The organism is Streptomyces sp. NPDC050704 (assembly GCF_040654355.1).
GTDB lineage: Bacteria > Actinomycetota > Actinomycetes > Streptomycetales > Streptomycetaceae > Streptomyces.
Genome location: NZ_JBFAHW010000097.1, coordinates 1 through 16,638, shown reverse-complemented (window position 1 = coordinate 16,638; position 16,638 = coordinate 1). Strand labels below are relative to the sequence as shown.

General features: G+C 68.8%; 15 protein-coding genes. 5 read left to right on the top strand and 10 right to left on the bottom strand.

All coding sequences use genetic code 11. The annotated features are described in order from the left end of the window. The first annotated feature begins 262 nt into the window (after nucleotides 1-262). Nucleotides 263-2,221 carry a cellulose synthase catalytic subunit gene (locus tag AB0I18_RS38710; protein WP_363110410.1) on the top strand — a complete coding sequence of 653 codons (1,959 nt, stop codon included), beginning with the start codon at nucleotides 263-265 and terminating at the stop codon, nucleotides 2,219-2,221. Then, the gene (locus AB0I18_RS38705) at nucleotides 2,218-4,155 is read left to right on the top strand and encodes a kelch motif-containing protein (RefSeq protein WP_363110409.1); all 1,938 of its coding nucleotides are present in this window, start codon (nucleotides 2,218-2,220) and stop codon (nucleotides 4,153-4,155) included. Before AB0I18_RS38710 ends, AB0I18_RS38705 begins: the two co-directional genes overlap by 4 nt. Nucleotides 4,156-4,319: 164 nt before the next feature. Here the strand turns inward: AB0I18_RS38705 and AB0I18_RS38700 are convergent, their stop codons facing one another. Beyond that, nucleotides 4,320-5,351, bottom strand: a complete 1,032-nt coding sequence (locus tag AB0I18_RS38700; RefSeq protein WP_363110408.1) for a glycoside hydrolase family 6 protein — start codon at nucleotides 5,349-5,351, stop codon at nucleotides 4,320-4,322. 164 nt (nucleotides 5,352-5,515) lie between these two features. Between AB0I18_RS38700 and AB0I18_RS38695 the strand changes: the two genes are divergently transcribed. Continuing rightward, on the top strand, nucleotides 5,516-6,340 hold the full coding sequence (locus AB0I18_RS38695; RefSeq protein WP_363110407.1) for a GAF and ANTAR domain-containing protein: 825 nt from the start codon (nucleotides 5,516-5,518) through the stop codon (nucleotides 6,338-6,340). A 313-nt stretch (nucleotides 6,341-6,653) separates the two neighbouring features. Here the strand turns inward: AB0I18_RS38695 and AB0I18_RS38690 are convergent, their stop codons facing one another. From AB0I18_RS38690 to AB0I18_RS38670, 5 genes are all read right to left on the bottom strand, one after another. Further along, the gene (locus AB0I18_RS38690; RefSeq protein ID WP_363110406.1) at nucleotides 6,654-7,343 is read right to left on the bottom strand and encodes a class F sortase; all 690 of its coding nucleotides are present in this window, start codon (nucleotides 7,341-7,343) and stop codon (nucleotides 6,654-6,656) included. A gap of 5 nt (nucleotides 7,344-7,348) precedes the next feature. Continuing rightward, a complete protein-coding gene (locus AB0I18_RS38685) occupies nucleotides 7,349-7,933 on the bottom strand; it encodes a hypothetical protein (RefSeq protein ID WP_363110405.1) in 585 nt (194 codons plus the stop codon). Between the two features lie 104 nt (nucleotides 7,934-8,037). Next, nucleotides 8,038-8,817, bottom strand: coding sequence for an HAD-IIA family hydrolase (locus AB0I18_RS38680; protein WP_363110404.1), 780 nt, complete (start codon nucleotides 8,815-8,817; stop codon nucleotides 8,038-8,040). Nucleotides 8,818-9,000: 183 nt separating this feature from the next. After that, complete coding sequence (locus AB0I18_RS38675; RefSeq protein WP_363110403.1) at nucleotides 9,001-9,726, bottom strand: hypothetical protein; 726 nt, start codon at nucleotides 9,724-9,726, stop codon at nucleotides 9,001-9,003. A gap of 109 nt (nucleotides 9,727-9,835) precedes the next feature. Beyond that, nucleotides 9,836-11,173, bottom strand: a complete 1,338-nt coding sequence (locus tag AB0I18_RS38670) for an ROK family protein (protein ID WP_363110402.1) — start codon at nucleotides 11,171-11,173, stop codon at nucleotides 9,836-9,838. Between the two features lie 57 nt (nucleotides 11,174-11,230). Between AB0I18_RS38670 and AB0I18_RS38665 the strand changes: the two genes are divergently transcribed. Both AB0I18_RS38665 and AB0I18_RS38660 read left to right on the top strand, forming a co-directional pair. After that, nucleotides 11,231-12,325, top strand: a complete 1,095-nt coding sequence (locus AB0I18_RS38665; RefSeq protein ID WP_363110401.1) for a Gfo/Idh/MocA family oxidoreductase — start codon at nucleotides 11,231-11,233, stop codon at nucleotides 12,323-12,325. Beyond that, complete coding sequence (locus AB0I18_RS38660) at nucleotides 12,322-12,789, top strand: heme-degrading domain-containing protein (RefSeq protein WP_363110400.1); 468 nt, start codon at nucleotides 12,322-12,324, stop codon at nucleotides 12,787-12,789. The genes AB0I18_RS38665 and AB0I18_RS38660 overlap by 4 nt, the downstream gene beginning before the upstream one ends. Before the next feature lie 364 nt (nucleotides 12,790-13,153). Here the strand turns inward: AB0I18_RS38660 and AB0I18_RS38655 are convergent, their stop codons facing one another. From AB0I18_RS38655 to AB0I18_RS38640, 4 genes are all read right to left on the bottom strand, one after another. Next, nucleotides 13,154-14,290 (bottom strand): alpha/beta fold hydrolase, encoded by a 1,137-nt coding sequence (locus tag AB0I18_RS38655; protein ID WP_363110399.1) that lies wholly within the window; start codon nucleotides 14,288-14,290, stop codon nucleotides 13,154-13,156. 116 nt (nucleotides 14,291-14,406) lie between these two features. Then, the gene (locus AB0I18_RS38650; RefSeq protein ID WP_363110398.1) at nucleotides 14,407-14,715 is read right to left on the bottom strand and encodes a nuclear transport factor 2 family protein; all 309 of its coding nucleotides are present in this window, start codon (nucleotides 14,713-14,715) and stop codon (nucleotides 14,407-14,409) included. Between the two features lie 254 nt (nucleotides 14,716-14,969). Then, nucleotides 14,970-15,539, bottom strand: a complete 570-nt coding sequence (locus tag AB0I18_RS38645) for a TetR/AcrR family transcriptional regulator (RefSeq protein WP_363110397.1) — start codon at nucleotides 15,537-15,539, stop codon at nucleotides 14,970-14,972. 368 nt (nucleotides 15,540-15,907) lie between these two features. Then, the coding region (locus AB0I18_RS38640; RefSeq protein ID WP_363110396.1) for an L-dopachrome tautomerase-related protein at nucleotides 15,908-16,638 on the bottom strand (731 nt) is incomplete at its 5' end.

The window sequence follows — 16,638 nt, the reverse complement described above, 5'->3', positions numbered from 1 at the left end:
GGGCCACAAGAGGCTGCTCTTGCAGGGCAGTTGGGGGTTTTGGAACCGGTTGCGTCCGACGGCGGGGAAATAAGGGCCCGGTCATGAACGGATGTCGAGGGGGGCATCATGCAACCGGAGGGCGGGTGGGCCATGTCTATAAGCTATGTGGATGATGTGGTGACGGGGACCTGCTGTTGATGCGCCCGTGAAGGTCTAGGGGGACATTCGTGGGCGAAAGGAACAACGAGCACGCGATGGTGCGCGTGTGGGGGGATGACTCATGACGTCGACGCCACCTGGCGCCCGGCAGAACTTCGATCCGTCTGAAACCACTCAGCTCAGAGTGGGGTCGCATCGGACCGGCAGCTTCCGGAGAATCAAGAAGACCTTGCCGAGATACGACTACGAGCACTACAGCCGGCTCGCGGGTCCTCTCACACAGCCCGATCCGAACAAGCCGTACAAGGTGCAGTACCGCTCACTGCTCTCGCAGGAGCCGCACCGGCTGCGCGCCGCCCTCATGCTGGGCGCCGCGCCGCTGCTCTCGCTCGTCCTGCTGGGCTGGCTGCTGCAGCCGACGCACTGGACCGAGCGCGACTACGTACCCAACGCCTATCTCGAGTACCTCGACATCGTGATGCTGGTCTCGATCGGTCTGATCGAGCTCTTCCGCTGCATGAACGTGCTGTCGAACGCGCACGCCACGCTGGTCGCCCGCGACCCGATCCCGGTGGTGCCCGAGACCGGTACGAGAGTGGCGTTCCTCACCTCCTTCGTGCCCGGCAAGGAGCCGTTGGAGATGGTGACGAAGACCCTGGAAGCCGCGGTCAAGATCCGGCACCGCGGCCTCATGCATGTCTGGCTGCTCGACGAGGGCAACGACCCCGACGTGCGGGCGGTCTGCGAGCGCCTGGGCGTGCACCACTTCTCCCGCAAGGGTGTCGCGAAGTGGAACCAGCCCAAGGGCCCGCACCGCGCCAAGACCAAGCACGGCAACTACAACGCCTGGCTGGACGCGCACGGCGACAACTACGACTTCTTCGCCTCGGTCGACACCGACCACGTCCCGCTGCCGAACTACCTGGAGCGGATGCTCGGCTTCTTCCGTGACCCGAACATCGGCTTCGTCATCGGCCCGCAGGTCTACGGCAACTACGACAACCCCATCACCAAGGCCGCCGAGTCGCAGCAGTTCCTGTTCCACGCGCTCATCCAGCGGGCCGGCAACGCCTACGGGTCCCCCATGTTCGTGGGCACGTCCAACGCCGTCCGCATCAGGGCGCTGAAGCAGATCGGCGGTCTGTACGACTCGATCACCGAGGACATGGCGACGGGCTTCGAGATCCACCGCCACAAGAACCCGGCGACGGGCAAGAAGTGGCGCTCGGTCTACACCCCGGACGTGCTCGCGGTCGGCGAGGGCCCGAACGCCTGGACGGACTTCTTCACCCAGCAGATGCGCTGGTCACGGGGTACGTACGAGACGATCCTCAAGCAGTACTGGAAGGGTCTCTACTCGCTGCCGCCGAGTAAGTTCTTCAACTACACGATGATGATCATCTTCTACCCGATGTCGGCCCTCAACTGGCTGCTCGCGGCGCTGAGCTGTGCGCTGTTCCTGGGCCTGGGCGCCTCGGGTGTGAACATCGACCCGGCGATCTGGCTGATGCTCTACGGCAACGCCTCCGCGCTGCAGATCGGTCTCTACGTCTGGAACCGCCGCCACAACGTCTCGCCGCACGAGCCCGAGGGCTCCGGCGGTGTGGCCGGCATGATCATGTCCGCGCTGTCGGCGCCGCTCTACGCGAAGGCGCTGATCGACGCCATGCTGCGGCGCAAGAGCAAGTTCGTGGTGACCCCCAAGGGCGATTCGGCGAGCCCGGACACCTGGTTCGGGACCTTCCGGTACCACTGGTACTTCATCGCGATCTTCGCCGGTTCGATCGGCGCCGGCTTCTACTTCGGGAACTCCCACCCGGCCATGATCATCTGGGCGACCTTCGCACTGCTGATCACCGCGTCGCCGATGTTCGCCTGGCGCTGGATGATGCGGCAGGACCGGAAGAAGCCGTCCGAGCCCGCCGCTCCCCAGCCGCTCCCGGTGCCGCCGCAGGACAGCCGGATTCCCCATCAGACCCAGGCCCCGGCCGCCCCGCACACTCAGCAGAAGCCGAGCTGGGCGGCGGGCGGGGGTAACGACCAGACCGTGCAGATTGCCCTTGGGGGACATAAGAAATGAAAGACGGTTCCAGCCGCCGCCGCGCCCGCCGCATCGCGATAGGTGCGGCGGTGGTGCTTGCGCTGGCCGGGATGAACGGTCCCGCGCTCTATCGTTTCGGGTCGGATCAGTACCACGACTACAAGATCAACAGACCCGAGTACAAGGCCGACAACGGCAAGTGGGACATCGTCGAGTTCCCTGAGAAGGACCGGCTCAACACCATTCACGCCGCACTGCTGCGCACCGGCAAGATCCTGCTGGTCGCGGGCTCGGGCAACAACCAGGACAACTTCGACGCGAAGAAGTTCGACACCCGTGTCTGGGACCCGGTCAAGGGCACGATCAAGGACATCCCCACGCCGGCCGACCTGTTCTGCACGGGCCACACGCAGTTGTCCAACGGCAATCTGCTGATCGCGGGCGGTACCAAGCGCTACGAGAAGCTCAAGGGTGACGTCACCAAGGCCGGCGGCCTGATGATCGTCCACAACGAGAACCCGGACAAGCCGATCACCCTGCCCGCGGGCACCAGGTTCACGGGCAAGGAGAACGGCAAGACGTTCGTCTCGAAGGACCCGGTCGTCGTCGAGCGCGCGGAGAAGAAGTTCGACCCGGTGACGAAGAAGTTCCTCCGCAACGAGCCCGGTCTCGGCCGCATCTACGTCGAGGCGCAGAAGAGCGGCGCCAAGTACGAGACGGGCACGCAGGACAACTACCGCGTGCAGGGCCTGTCGGGCGCCGACGCGCGCAACACGTACGGCATCGCCCAGAAGCTCGCCCTCGACAAGAAGGACTTCCAGGGCATCAAGGACGCCTACGAGTTCGACCCGGTCGCCGAGAAGTACATCAAGGTCGACCCGATGAACGAGGCGCGCTGGTATCCGACGCTCACCACCCTGTCCGACGGCAAGGTCCTCAGCCTGTCGGGTCTGGACGAGATCGGCCAGCTGGTGCCGGGCAAGAACGAGGTGTACGACCCGAAGACCAAGAAGTGGACGTACACCAAGGGCATCAGGCAGTTCCCGACGTACCCGGCGATCTCCCTGATGCAGAACGGCAAGCTGTTCTACTCGGGTGCGAACGCCGGTTACGGCCCCGACGACGTCGGCCGTGACCCGGGCATCTGGGACGTGAAGACGAACAAGTTCCGCAAGGTCCCCGGCATGTCCGACCCGAAGCTCCTGGAGACCGCGGGCACGGTGCTGCTGCCGCCCGCGCAGGACGAGAAGTACATGGTGATCGGCGGTGGCGGGGTCGGCGAGTCCGACAAGTCCAGCAAGAAGACCCGCGTCATCGACCTTCTGAACGACAACCCGAAGTTCGAGGACGGGCCCGAGCTGGAGAAGGGCACCCGCTATCCGCAGTACTCGATCATGCCCGACGACAGCGTGCTGGTGTCCGGCGGCTCCGAGGACTACCGCGGCCGCGGCGACTCCAACATCCTCCAGGCCCATCTCTACGAAAAGGGCAGCGAGTCCTTCAAGCGGGTCGCCGACCCGCTCGTGGGCCGCAACTACCACTCGGGCTCGATCCTGCTGCCCGACGGCCGCGTGATGTTCTTCGGCTCGGACTCGCTCTACTCCGACGCGGCGAACACCAAGCCCGGCAAGTTCGAGCAGCGCATCGAGATCTACACGCCGCCGTACCTGTACCAGGGGTCGCGGCCCTCGCTGTCCGGCGGTCCGAAGACCGTCGAACGCGGCGATTCGGCGACGTTCTCCTCGAAGCACGCCTCGTCCATCAAGACGGCCCGCCTGATGCGGCCGTCCGCCTCGACGCACGTCACCGACATCGACCAGCGGTCCATCGCCCTGGACCTCAAGAAGACGAAGACCGGCATCACGGTCACCATCCCGAAGAACCGCAACCTGGTCCAGTCGGGCTGGTACATGCTCTTCGTAACAGACGACCAGGGCACCCCGAGCGAGGCCCAGTGGGTAAAGATCCCGTAGCCCTCGCCCTGGTAAACCCCTAAAGGAAGTGGCCCCCGCACTCAGGTGCGGGGGCCACTTCCTTTAGGGCGCGAGGACCGGCGCGGTCTTTAGGGGCGCGGGGAACTGCGCGACCAGCCCCCACCGACCCGCACCCACCCACCGGCCTCAAACACCCCCGCCCCTCAGCCGGAAGCCTTCGCCAACTTCAAGGCGTACTCCGGCCACCACTCCCCCGCCTTAGGCCCGCCCTTACACGTACCGTCGGACTCCCCCGGCCGCTTGACCCACACATACGCGTCAACAAGGTCGTCCCCGGTCTTCGTGGTCGGCTCCTCACCAAGCGCCCGCCCCGGCGGATTGCACCAGTTGTCCGCCGGATCGCCTCCCGTGTACGGCCCGTTGCCGTTACGGCTGGTGTCGATCACGAACGGCTTGTTGCCGACCTTCGCCGACAGCTCCTTGCCGTACTGCGTACTGTCCGCGGTCTTGTAGAAGTTCGACACGTTGACCGAGAAGCCGTCGGCCTGCTCGACGCCCGCCAGCTTCAGCGGCTCGGCGATGTCGTCGGGCTTGCCCCAGCCCGCGTTCCCCGCGTCCACGTACACCTTGGTGTTCTTCAGGGACTTGAGCTTCTCCACGGCCCCCTTGATGAGGTCGTAGCGCTCCTCGTGGAACTCCTGGGGCGTGCAGCCGTCCACGATGTGCAGGACGGCGTCCGGCTCCAGGATCACCGTGGCCGGGCGGTCGCCGATACCTGCGGCGACCTGGTCGATGAAGCCCCGGTACGCGTTCCCGTCGGCGGCGCCGCCGCCGGAGAAGTTGCCGCAGTCGCGGTGCGGAATGTTGTAGACGACGAGCAGCGCGTCCCGGTCGGCCTTCTCGGCGGCCTCGGTGAAGCCGCGCGCCTCCGCCTCCGCGTTCTCCGGAGTGAGCCACTCACCGGTCGGCTGCTCGGCGATCCTGCGGATCAGTTCGGCGTCGGCATCCTTGCCCTTCTCGACGTATGTGGCCACCTGTTCGGCCGCGTTCCCGTCCGGATTGACCCAGAACGGGTCCTTGTCCTTGGGCTGCTGGCTGACCTTGGCGCCGGCCTTGTCCTTCTCGCCGTCGTCCCCCGACGAGGAACATCCCGCGAGCAGCAGCACAGCTCCGGCCACCGCCACGGACGCCTTGGCCACGGACACCTTGGCCCCGGCCCCCCTGCTCCCGTACATCGAACTCCCCCTCGGGTGCATCTTCGGAAGTACCAATCCTGACATAGGTGTCGGCACGCCAACGAGGCAAGTCGCCCCTTGTCGGTCAGCTGTTACACCCCCTCGCCGCAGGGTAGGCGCCCCAACGGCGAACGGGGCGGGACGATCTTGTGGAGGGCCGGGACATGGGCCGGGACATGCAGCACGACAGCCGGGAGATCCAGCTGGGAGTGGCGCTCGTCGAGGCTGCCGACACGCTGTCCGACGCCTTCGACACGGGGGGGTACCTGCGGCGGCTGTCCGACCACTGTGTGGACCTCCTGGGCGCCTCGGCGGTCGGCATCATGCTGGTCGAGGGCGGCGAGCCGATGTCGTTCGGCGTGAGCAGCCGCCGGCAGGAACTGGCGCTCGACCTGCTGGAGGTCCAGCGCCGGCACCAGGGCGGGCCCTGCCTGGAGAGCTACGGCACCGGGGAGCCGGTCCCGCCCGTCGCGATCCGCGCCGCCCATGCCGCCTGCCGCTGGCCCGACTTCACGCGGCGGGCACTGCGGTACGACATCGCGGTCACCTTCGCGGTGCCGTTGCGCCGGAACGGGACACTGCTCGGCGCCCTCAACGTCTTCGCACCCGAGCGGGCCGAGCGGGCCGGGGCGGCCGAGCCGCCCGGGCGGTCCGAGTCGTCTGAGCCGCCCGAGTCGCCCGAGTCGGGAATGCGTATCGCGCAGACCCTCGCCGACGCGGCCGCCGTCGGGCTGACCAACCACCGCACGTACGTCCAGTACCGCACCCTGGCGGGCCAGTTGCAGCAGGCCCTATCCAGCCGCGTCCTCATCGAGCAGGCCAAGGGCATGCTCGCCGAGCGCTGGCAGACCGGGGTCGACGAGGCGTTCACGGAGCTGCGCCAGTACGCGCGCAGTAACCAACTGCCCCTCGGTGACGTCGCGATGGGCGTGATCACGCGCAGGGAGGACGCCTCCGGTCTGGGCTCCGAACGCCCTGCCCCCTCATAGACCCCGCTGTCAACTGCAGAGATAACACAGAGCCACCGGTCCGGGACTTGGCGTCAATCTGCCCCTAGGCCGGAGCGCTCATCCGCTCTAGAGTCTTCTCAGACGGCCCCGGCCCCCGGTTGTCCCATCGTCCACGATGTCCGGATTGGCCCCTGAACCTCCCGTGCCGGTCGCCGGGTTACTCCCGCAGCCCGTGCGCGCACGGTCGAGGACCAGCCCGGTCGGCGACTCCGGGGGGAGCGGGTCGTCGACCGGGCCAGGTGCAGGCGTAGGCGCAGAGTGGGTTCAGGGCGGGGCCCCGGGCCACCGCGGCTCAGAGGCCCGTGCCCGTGAGATACGCGGAGACGACCACGTTCGCCGTGTAGGTGCGGCTGGTGCGGTCGAAGGTGCCGCCACAGGTGATCAGGCGCAGCTCGGCACGCCCCGACTGCCGTGTCCCGTACACCTTCTGGGCGTCGAACCGGTCCCGGGTGAAGACCTGGACGTCCTCCACGGTGAACTCGGCGACCGTGCCGTCGTCGCGGATCACCCGGACCGTCTCGCCCACCCGCACCTCGCTGAGGTGGTAGAAGACCGCGGGCCGGGTCTCGGTGTCCACGTGCCCGACGAGCAGCGCGGTCCCGGCGGTCCCGGGGTGCGCCCCGCCCCCGTACCACCCCACGACCCCCGACTGCCCGTACGGCGGCGGGTCGATCGCCCCGCGCGAGTCGAGCCCGCGGGCCACCACCGGCGCCTGTACGCCCAGCGCGGGGATGTCCACGCGCTGCGGCCGCGCGTCCCCCAACGGGTCGACCGCGCGCGGCAGTTCGACGCCGAGCGGCCGCCCGACCGCCGCGACGTCGCCCGTGGTCGGTGCGGATATGCCCTGCCGTACGTCGGTCACCTCGCGGCCCCACAGCCACAGCCCGAGCAGCAGCAGGGCCCAGGCCACGCCCATCAGGAGGCGGCTGCCGCCCGAAGTGCGCTCCCGGTCCCGGTCCGGCTCCCGGTCCTGTTCCGACATCGTCGTCAGTCCGTACCGCCGCGTCCCCGGCGGGCGCTGCGCACCGCCACGGCGACGGCGGTGACACCGGCCAGCACCAGGCCGATCACCGCGTGCCGGGTGCCGGGCCCTTCCGACCTGGCCTCGACGGCGGCGAGCCGTGCGGTGCCGCCGCCGCCCGCCTGCACGGGTGCCACGGGGGAGGCGGGGGCCGTGGGGGACGTGGGGGACGACTGCGTTGTGGTGGGTTTCGGGTTCTGTTTCTGGCCGTTCTTCTGTACGACGGTCAGGGTGCCCTTGATCTTGTCCTCGATGCCGTCGCAGGTGACCTTCACGTCGTACGTGCCGGGGTCGAGCGTCGAGCGGACGCGGGTCTCGCCGGTCAGGCCGTCCGGCCTCGCGGTGAGCCGCGCGTCCGCGACGAACGCCTCGGACGCCGCCGTGCCGGACATCCCGGTGCAGCCCTGGACCCGCAGCTCGATGTCGCTGCCGGGGGCCGGGGACGCCGGGGTCACGGAGACGCCTCCGTCGGCCGCGTACGCGGCGGGGGCGGGGGTGAGTGCGGCGGCGACCACCGCACCGGCACAGAGAGTGAGTCGCAGTGAACCCATCGTGAACCTCCAGATACCTAGGAGGTTCCTCCGCCGGATGCGCGGGCGCATCCGGAGAGGGGGGCGGCTGCTCCGTACGAGGGAGGGTGCGGGTGGGGGTGGGGTCAGATGCGGTCTACGAGGTCCGCGATGGAGTCGACGATCTTCGATGGGCGGTACGGGTACTTCTCGATCTCCGTGGGCGTGGTCAGGCCGGTGAGCACCAGGAACGTCTCCATGCCCGCCTCAAGGCCGGCCAGGACGTCCGTGTCCATGCGGTCGCCGATCATCGCGCTGGTCTCGGAGTGCGCCCCGATGGCGTTGAGCCCCGTACGCATCATCAGCGGGTTCGGCTTGCCCGCGAAGTACGGCTTCTTGCCGGTCGCCTTGGTGATCAGCGCGGCGACGGCGCCGGTGGCGGGCAGCGGGCCCTCGGTGGAGGGGCCGGTCTCGTCGGGGTTCGTGGCGATGAAACGGGCGCCGCCGTTGATCAGCCGTACGGCCTTCGTCATGGCCTCGAAGGAGTACGTGCGGGTCTCGCCGAGGACCACGTAGTCGGGGTCGTGGTCGGTCAGGACGTACCCGATGTCGTGCAGCGCCGTGGTCAGGCCCGCCTCGCCGATGACGTACGCCGAGCCGTCGGGGCGCTGGTCGTCCAGGAACTGGGCGGTGGCGAGGGCGGAGGTCCAGATGTTCTCGACCGGTACGTCCAGACCCATGCGGCGGAGCCGGGCGTGCAGGTCGCGGGCCGTGTAGATCGAGTTGTTGGTGAGGACCAGGAAGGGCCTGCCCGACTCCCTGAGCTTCTTTATGAAGGCGTCGGCGCCGGGGATCGGCACGCCCTCGTGGATGAGCACCCCGTCCATGTCGGTGAGCCACGATTCGATGGGCTTGCGCTCTGCCATGTGCCGTCTCCTGCCGTACGCCGTGCTGCTTGAGCCGTGCGGTGTGCTCCGCCGGTGTTGCTGTGCGGGTGTGCCCTGGGGTGTGCCCTGGTGGTGTGGGGGACGCCGTCACAGCTGTGTGCCGACGGCCCCAGCCTAGCCATCCGCTCGATCATGGTGGAGGGGGTGGGCGGGAGGTGGGGGTCAGCGCCTTCGGCGGGTTGCGAGCAGTGCGCCGACGAGCAGGAGTGCGCCGGATGTCGCGGCGAGGATTGCCCGCGGGGAGTTCAGGCCTGTGCTGGCCAGCTCGTCCGGGAAGGGAAGTCCGTCAGGTGGTGGTACGGCTTCGGGGGTCCCTCCGTCGTCCTGGTCGCTCGGGGCGTCCTCGTCGAGGATGCGGAAGCGGTAGGCGTTGGACTGGCCGATCCAGTCGCTGTCGCCCGCGCCGTCGTGCCGCTGGACGATCGCCGCCTTCGCGACCACGTCGTTCGGCACGGTCGCGTCCGACGTGACCGCGAGGCGCACCTTGACGGAGAGGGTCGCGCCGGGGGCCACGGTGAATCCGCCGAGGACTCCGATGTTCTCGTCCTCTTCCGTCCGTTCGAAAGTGACGGGGCGGTGGCGCTCACCGTCGTAGAACTCCAGACGTGGCTGTTTCGGCTTCAGCGCCCGCTTCTCGTCCACGAGGACAACCACCGGGTGGACGTTCCCGCAGGTCCCGTCGGTGGTGTTGGTGAGGTCGATGTACCAGGTCCGGTATCCGCCTCCGGCGTCGTAGGAGGCGGGGCCGCCGTGGATGCGCGTACGGACGGGGAAATCCTGGTTTCCCGGGGCGGCGCAGGTGGGTCGGCCCGGGGCGGCGACGGCCGATGCGGGCACGGGGGTGAAGGCTGGAGTGAGGGCGGCTGCAGCGGTTACGGCGATCGACATGGGCTTGCTCAGTCGCATGGACACGGGAGCTTGCCATGGGGGTGCGGGGGCTTGGCTTCGGCGCGCTCGGGGAGGGGCCGTTCGGGGGTGGGGGTGCGTCCGGGTGGACTCATCCTTCCGCCCGGCCGAACAGCGGCGCCAGCAGCAGTTGCGCCGCGCCCTCCGCCACTGCCCGCGCTCCGCCGGGGGCGACCCGCACGGGTACGGGGCTGCCGGCGCCCTCGCGGTGGGCGCGGGCGTCGAGGACGGCGCGGACACCGCGTACGAAGCGGTCGGGCTGGGCGGCGACGGTGCGGCCGCCGAGCAGGACGATGTCCATGTCGAGGAGCCCGACGAGGTTCGCGGCCCCCTCGCCGAGGACGCGCGCGGCCTCGTCCACGTCGCCCCGGGCCACCGCCGCGAGGCAGAGTGCCTCGACGCAGCCCCGGTTGCCGCACGGGCAGGGCGGCCCGTCCAGCTGGATGACCTGGTGGCCGAACTCGCCCGCCCCGGTGCGGGAGCCCCGGTGTACGGCTCCGCCGAGTACGAGCCCGGCGCCGAGGCCCGTACCGAGATGCAGGTAGGCGAAGGCGCCGGCTTCGCCTCCGACCGCCAGTCCGAGAGCGGCGGCGTTCGTGTCCTTGTCCAGTACGACCGGGACGCCGCCGAGTTGCCGCGCGAGTGCGTCCCGCAGCGGGAAGCCGTCCCATTCGGGGAACCCCGTCACGCGGTGGAGCACGCCGTGGGTGTGGTCGAGGGGGCCCGGCATGGCTACTCCGACGCCGAGGACGGTGGGGGTGGGGGCGGGGCCGTGCCGGTACGTCTGCCCGTCGCCTTCCGGGCGTACTGCCCTGGGTTGGACGGTGGGCGTTGTTTGCGGGAGCCCTACGCGACGGGCATGACGTACCGGCACGGCCCCGCCCCCGGTTGAGTCGCGGCCTCGGGTGCGTGGGGGTGGCGTGGCAGGCAGAGGGGCCGATGGAGGGGGCTCCGGGTTGGCCGTCGGGGGGCCCGAGTCCGTGTTCAGGGCTGCCAGCAGGGTGCTGACCTCGTCCACGGCCGTGCTCACCACGGAGTCGGCGCCCGCGCCCAGGTCCAGGCCGGTTCGTCGCTCCCCCACGACCGTTCCCGTGAGGTCGACCAGCACGGTCCGCAGTTCGTCGCGGTCCAGGTGCAGGCCCACCGCGTGCCCGGCCTCCGGCACCAGCCGCAGTACGGTGCGCGGCTTGCCCCCGGTCGAGGCTCGGTGGCCCGCCTCGGTCACCAGGCCGTCGGCCCGGAGGCGGGCGGTGATCTTGCTGACGGCCTGCGGGGTCAGACCCGTACGCTCCGCGAGTTCGAGGCGGCTGATGCCCGCGTGCCCGGCCCTTCGCAACAGGTCGAGCAGCAGCGCGGCGTTGTGGCTGCGCAGCGCGAGCAGGTTCACCCCGGTCGCCGACCCGCCGCCCCCTGCGTGGCTGATGTTCACGTGCCCCATTGTCTCTCGCGCTTGCACTTTGGCAACAGCGTTGCTTAAGTGGAGGGCATGACTGGCACAGGCTCTGGCACCCCTCTCCGCGCAGCCCTCGTCGGCTACGGGCTCGCGGGCTCCGTCTTCCACGCCCCGCTGATCGCCGCGACCGAAGGGCTCGTCCTCGATACGGTCGTCACGGCGAACCCGGACCGGCGGGGGCAGGTCGAGGCCGAGTTTTCGGACGTCGTACGGATCGCGACGACCCCCGACGAACTGTGGGCGCGCGCCGGGGAGTTGGACCTGGTCGTCATCGCGTCCCCGAACAAGACGCATGTGCCGCTCGCGACGGCCGCCCTCAAGGCCGGTCTGGCGGTCGTGGTCGACAAGCCGATCGCCGGTACGGCGGCGGAGGCCCGCGAACTGGGCGCCCTCGCCGAGGAACGCGGCCTGTTCCTCTCGGTCTTCCAGAACCGCCGCTGGGACAACGACTTCCTCACTCTGCGAAAGCTCGTCACCGACGGCGACCTCGGCGACGTCTACCGGTTCGAGTCCCGCTTCGAACGCTGGCGCCCCGAGCTCAAGGGTGGCTGGCGCGAGTCCGGCGACCCCGCAGAGATCGGAGGTCTGCTGTACGACCTCGGGAGTCATGTCGTCGACCAGGCGCTGGTGCTGTTCGGCCCGGCGGCCGCCGTGTACGCGGAGTCGGACGTACGCCGCCCGGGCGCCGCGACCGACGACGACACGTTCATCGCGATCACGCACACCAACGGCGTCCGCTCCCACCTCTACGCCTCCGCGACGACCGCCCAACTCGGCCCGCGCTTCCGGGTGCTGGGCTCGAAGGCCGGTTACGTGAAGTACGGCCTCGACCCCCAGGAGGCCGCCCTGCGCGACGGCGACCGCCCGACGGCCGGCAAGGAGAGCGACTGGGGTGTCGAGCCCGCGGAGTTGTGGGGCCGCCTCGGCTCCGGCGAGTCCCCGTTGACCGATGGCGGCACGCCGGTCCCGACCCTCCCGGGCGCGTATCCCGCCTACTACGCGGCCGTCGCCGCCGCCCTCCGCGGTACCGGCGAGAACCCGGTCAGCGCCCTGGAAGCGGCCGCGGCCCTGGACGTCCTGGAAGCCGCGCGCCGCTCGGCCCACGAGAACGTGACGGTGACGCTGTGACCACTCCCCACACTCCGACGATCCCCGAACTCGAAGAGCAGGAGCGCCGCCTGACGCTCCCTCACTTCACCTACGACGACGCGTGGGACCTCGGCGCGGTCCTGGTGAGGCTGGCACGGGAGCGGAACGCCCCGGTCGCCATCGACATCACCCGCGCCGGCCAGCAGCTCTTCCACGCCGCCCTCCCCGGCTCCACCCCCGACAACGACGCCTGGATCGCCCGCAAACGCCGCGTCGTCGAACGCTACGCCGCCTCCTCCCTCCTGGTCGGCACCCGCTTCCGAGCCAAGGGCACCACCTTCGAGGAGTCGTCCCGCCTGGATCCGGACACGTACGCGGCACATGGCGGCGCCTTCCCGATCACGGTCGAGGGCGTCGGCGTAATCGGCACGGTGGTCGTCTCCGGCCTCCCCCAACTGGAAGACCACGCAATGGTGGTAAGAGCTTTGGAACACTTCGTCTAAGCGGAATCGACGAAGTTCGTGTCCCGTCCGGTGTCATCTTGACCGCTCGATGACCCGACACCGGCAGTTCGGCGCCGACGGCCCGAGTCTTCCCCGTAGGCCAACTCGGCCGATGGGACTCGGCTTCTTCAGCCGCGGGCGAGCTTCGTCCGGGTCAGCCTCCCGGGCGGGCGTCGGGGCGACGGCCGCGGCGGCCTCCGCCGCGGCCCGGTCCTGCTCGGCCAACCGGTTCAGGACCCGGCGATCACGAGCTCCTCCCTCTCGGCCTGGACCTCTACCAGTCACTGCCAAGGGGCCCGTCTCTTCATGCCCACGACCACAGCGACCGTTCAGCGAACGCGACCGGCCCGTTTTGGAGCATGGCTCAGTTGGCGTTGAGCCACTTCATGAAGGTTTGCGCCTTGTCTTTCCACAGGGCTGGATGTGTCATCGACAAGTGTCCCGTTGAATCGTCTGTAGTCGGGCGTACGACGTATCTTCCGTGCTGCACCTTGGTCATGTCTCGCTGCAGGATACCCAGGCTGTCGCGGTAGAATTCGTCGTCGGCAAAGTTCACCGCATACACCTTGGCCGTTATATTCCCTAGGTGAGGCTCGGCGTTGAAATCTTGGGACGCCTCCAACGAGTAGATGAGGTCATTGGCGTCGCCGCCGGAGGATTGCGCTTTGACGGCCTGGATGAACTGGTCAGCCTGCCCGGGTGTGGTGACTTCTTCTTGCAGTTGTGAGACACCGCCGATCATCATGCGCGCAATGCTGGCGGCAGCCGCCGCCGCAGGTGGCTGTTGTTGGTAGTTTCCGCCGTTCCAGGTTGGGTCGGATTTTATTTGGTCGACGATGATTTTTCGCCACAGCAGGTTCCGTCCGCTGATCGGCTCTGGGAAGCACGCCACTGGCATGATCCCGTCCACTGCGGTTGGGTAAGTTTCTGCCCACTGCCAGGCGTTCATGCAGCCCATGGACATCCCCACGACTGCGCGCAGATGCGAAATGCCGAGTGTCTCCGTGACGAGCTTGTGTTGGAGATCGACCATGTCGCCGTACCCATAGTGAGGGAAACTGCTTCTGAGTCCGTCGCTCGGCTTGCTCGACTGACCGTGCCCGATCGCGTCGGGAATGATAACCAGATAACGTGTCACATCAAATGGCGCCCCTGGCGTGAAAAGCGACTGTTGAAACTCCGGTGTCAACAGGGCTTTGCTGCTCGCGCCCGTCCAGTGAAGGAGCAAGATAGCGTTATCGATCTCGCCCTTCTGATTTTTATGCGGTTTGCCGAGCAGGGTGTAATGGAGTTTCAACTGATCGATTGTCCCGCCGTCGCGGAATTTATAGTCAGCGACAGTGGCGTCTCCTTCGCGGGGAGTCGGCACACCGGACTGGGGCGACGGTGCCCCACTTGCCGCCGTGCCTGCAGCAGCCTGGAGTTCGGTGGCCGACCGCGCGGGGCCGACACAACCTTGAAGCGACGCGCACATTGCCAGAGCGGTGACAGCGATGGCCACACGGCCAGTCCTGTTCCGTATGAGACCTTTCTTCCCGTGATTTGCGCGTGAGCGTGTCGACATCTTTCTCCTTATTTCCTGGTTGCATACTCGAGGGAGGGATTCCGGAGCCGGAGTCATCGCCCCGGCGAGTCAGAGATCCGTCGCTGAATCATCGAGATCGAATTGCTGGCGGCCCTGCCGGAGGGTGAGGTCCGGCCCTCGCCGGTCTGGGTGTGGAGGCGGATGTCCTCGACCGCGGTGTACGCGGGGGCCAGGAAGTCTCGCAGCTGGCCGGGCCCCTCGCGGTGGAACTGTTCGGTGAGCGGCGGGACGAGCACGACGTCCGCGCTCAGGCACGCGGCCGCGGCGTCGACGTCACCGCGTTCCAGGGCGGATCGCCGGCGCGCGACGGTAGTGGCGGCGGAGTGTGGGGTGTCGGACATAGGTCTCTCCCCGGTATGAACGGCGCGATCGGGTTTGCAGGTGGCGGGTGTCAGCCGTCTAGCTGGTTGAGCTTGCGGATCTGCTTGTCGAAGGCCCAGGCGGGAATGAGGCTTACGGCCATCGGGCTTCCCGCCGATTGCGGGGAAGCGGGGAAGCGGGAACCTGAGGCCGTGCGCGCTGCTCCGGTCGCCGGGGTCGGGCATCAATCCCAAAGAACGTTTCGGTCGCCGATCCGGCGCGACGACGGGGCGGATCAGTGCATGTCTGCCGCATCGAGCAGGGTGGTCACCGTGGGTGCGATGAGCCCGGTCAGATGGTCGGCGCCGATCCCCGCGCGGGCGTTGGCGCCGTCGAAGACCAGGATCAACTGGCGGGCCAGCAGGTCTGGATCGCTTGCCCCGCCATGGTCGGCCTCGGCACGGAAGAAGGCCGTCAGGTTCGCTTTGATCTTGTGGGCCACCCGGCGCGCGGGGTGGGCCTGGTCCTTCAGCTCGATCTGCACAGCCAGGTAGCGGCAGCCGTGGAACTCGGGCGCACCCGCCTGCAGTTCCACCCGCTCGAAGACGTACAGGATCCGCTCGCGGGGGGAGCGGCCATCATCCGCCGGGGGCAGGGCCCTCGCCGCGAAGGCAGCGGAACGCTCCTTCAGGCTCGCCGCCAGTAGTTCGTCCTTGCTCTTGAACAGCTGGTACATGGAGCGCTTCGACACTCCCGCCGCCTTGCACAGCGCCTGGACGCCGATGCCGACGCCGTCGCGATAGGTGAGCGTGGCCGCCGCCTCCAGCAGCCGCTCCCGGGGGCTTTGCTTCACTTTGGTAGTCATACCGCGAGGTCAACTCCAATCGGACGCAATAGAAACCGATCGGTTTCCATGTGGGGTCGGGGGAGGCGCTCGCCGTCGGGCGGACGTCTGAAGGCCGCTGAGAGCCTCGACGCCGGTTTTGGGGAGAGACCGTCGCCGAGCCCTGATGGTGCACGCGCCTCTCGTCCCCACGGAGGCGACGCGCACCGGGGGCCACTCCCCGTAATGGCCCCGTCTTGGGCGAGCCGCCTTCCGCTACGCCGGGGCAGCGGTCTTCTCGGGCTCAGTCTCGGCGGCCGGGTCCGCGCCCGGGGCGGGGTCGACCGCTGCACTGCTGGGGTGCGCACCTGGACCGCGACCAGGCGGCCGTCTGACGTGGGCGGGATGGGTCATGCGAGCCTGACCGGTCCGGCGTTGATCGGCAGGCGGATGAGGAGGTAGGGCTTGCGGCGCAGGTCGTTGCCTTCGTGGAAGGGGGAGAGCCGGTTGAGCTGGTTGGCGATGGCGTACAGGTGCCGGTCGGAGGCGATGGACAGGGTGTCGATCCAGAGGAGGTCGGTGCCTTGGGCGAGGGTGCGGTAGGTGCCGTTGGGGTGCCTGCGCCAGATGGTGTTGTGTTCCAGGTCGCCGCCGTAGAGGCGTCCCTTGTCGTCGCTCTCCAGGCCGTCGGCCATCGGTTTGAACCCGTGGTCCTCGACGGTCGCCGCCACCTCGGCGTCGGTGGCGTCGGGGTCGGCGAGGGCGGCGGTGGACACGCTGTGCAGCCGGCGGCTGGACAGCGGGCAGTAGTAGAGGCGTGTGCCGTCGGCGCTGAGCGCGATGCCGTCGGAGCCGGTCTCGTAGGGGACGGGCTCGCCGCCGGCGGGGCGGACCATGAAGGGTTCGCCCTCGATGACGGGAAGGAACTTCCTGTCCGGGAGGGCCGAGGGGTGCCCGGTCAGGCGTCGCCGGGAGCGGCCGGTGGCGAGGTCGACCACGATGATGCCGTTGGAGCCGCCCGAGTCGGTGATGAACGCCGTGCCTTCGGCGCCGCGTCGCAGGTCGAAGCGTACGTCGTTGGGGTAGCTGTTCGCCGGTACCACCTCGGGCGGGAAGAGGATCGTCCGGACGATCCGGTCGG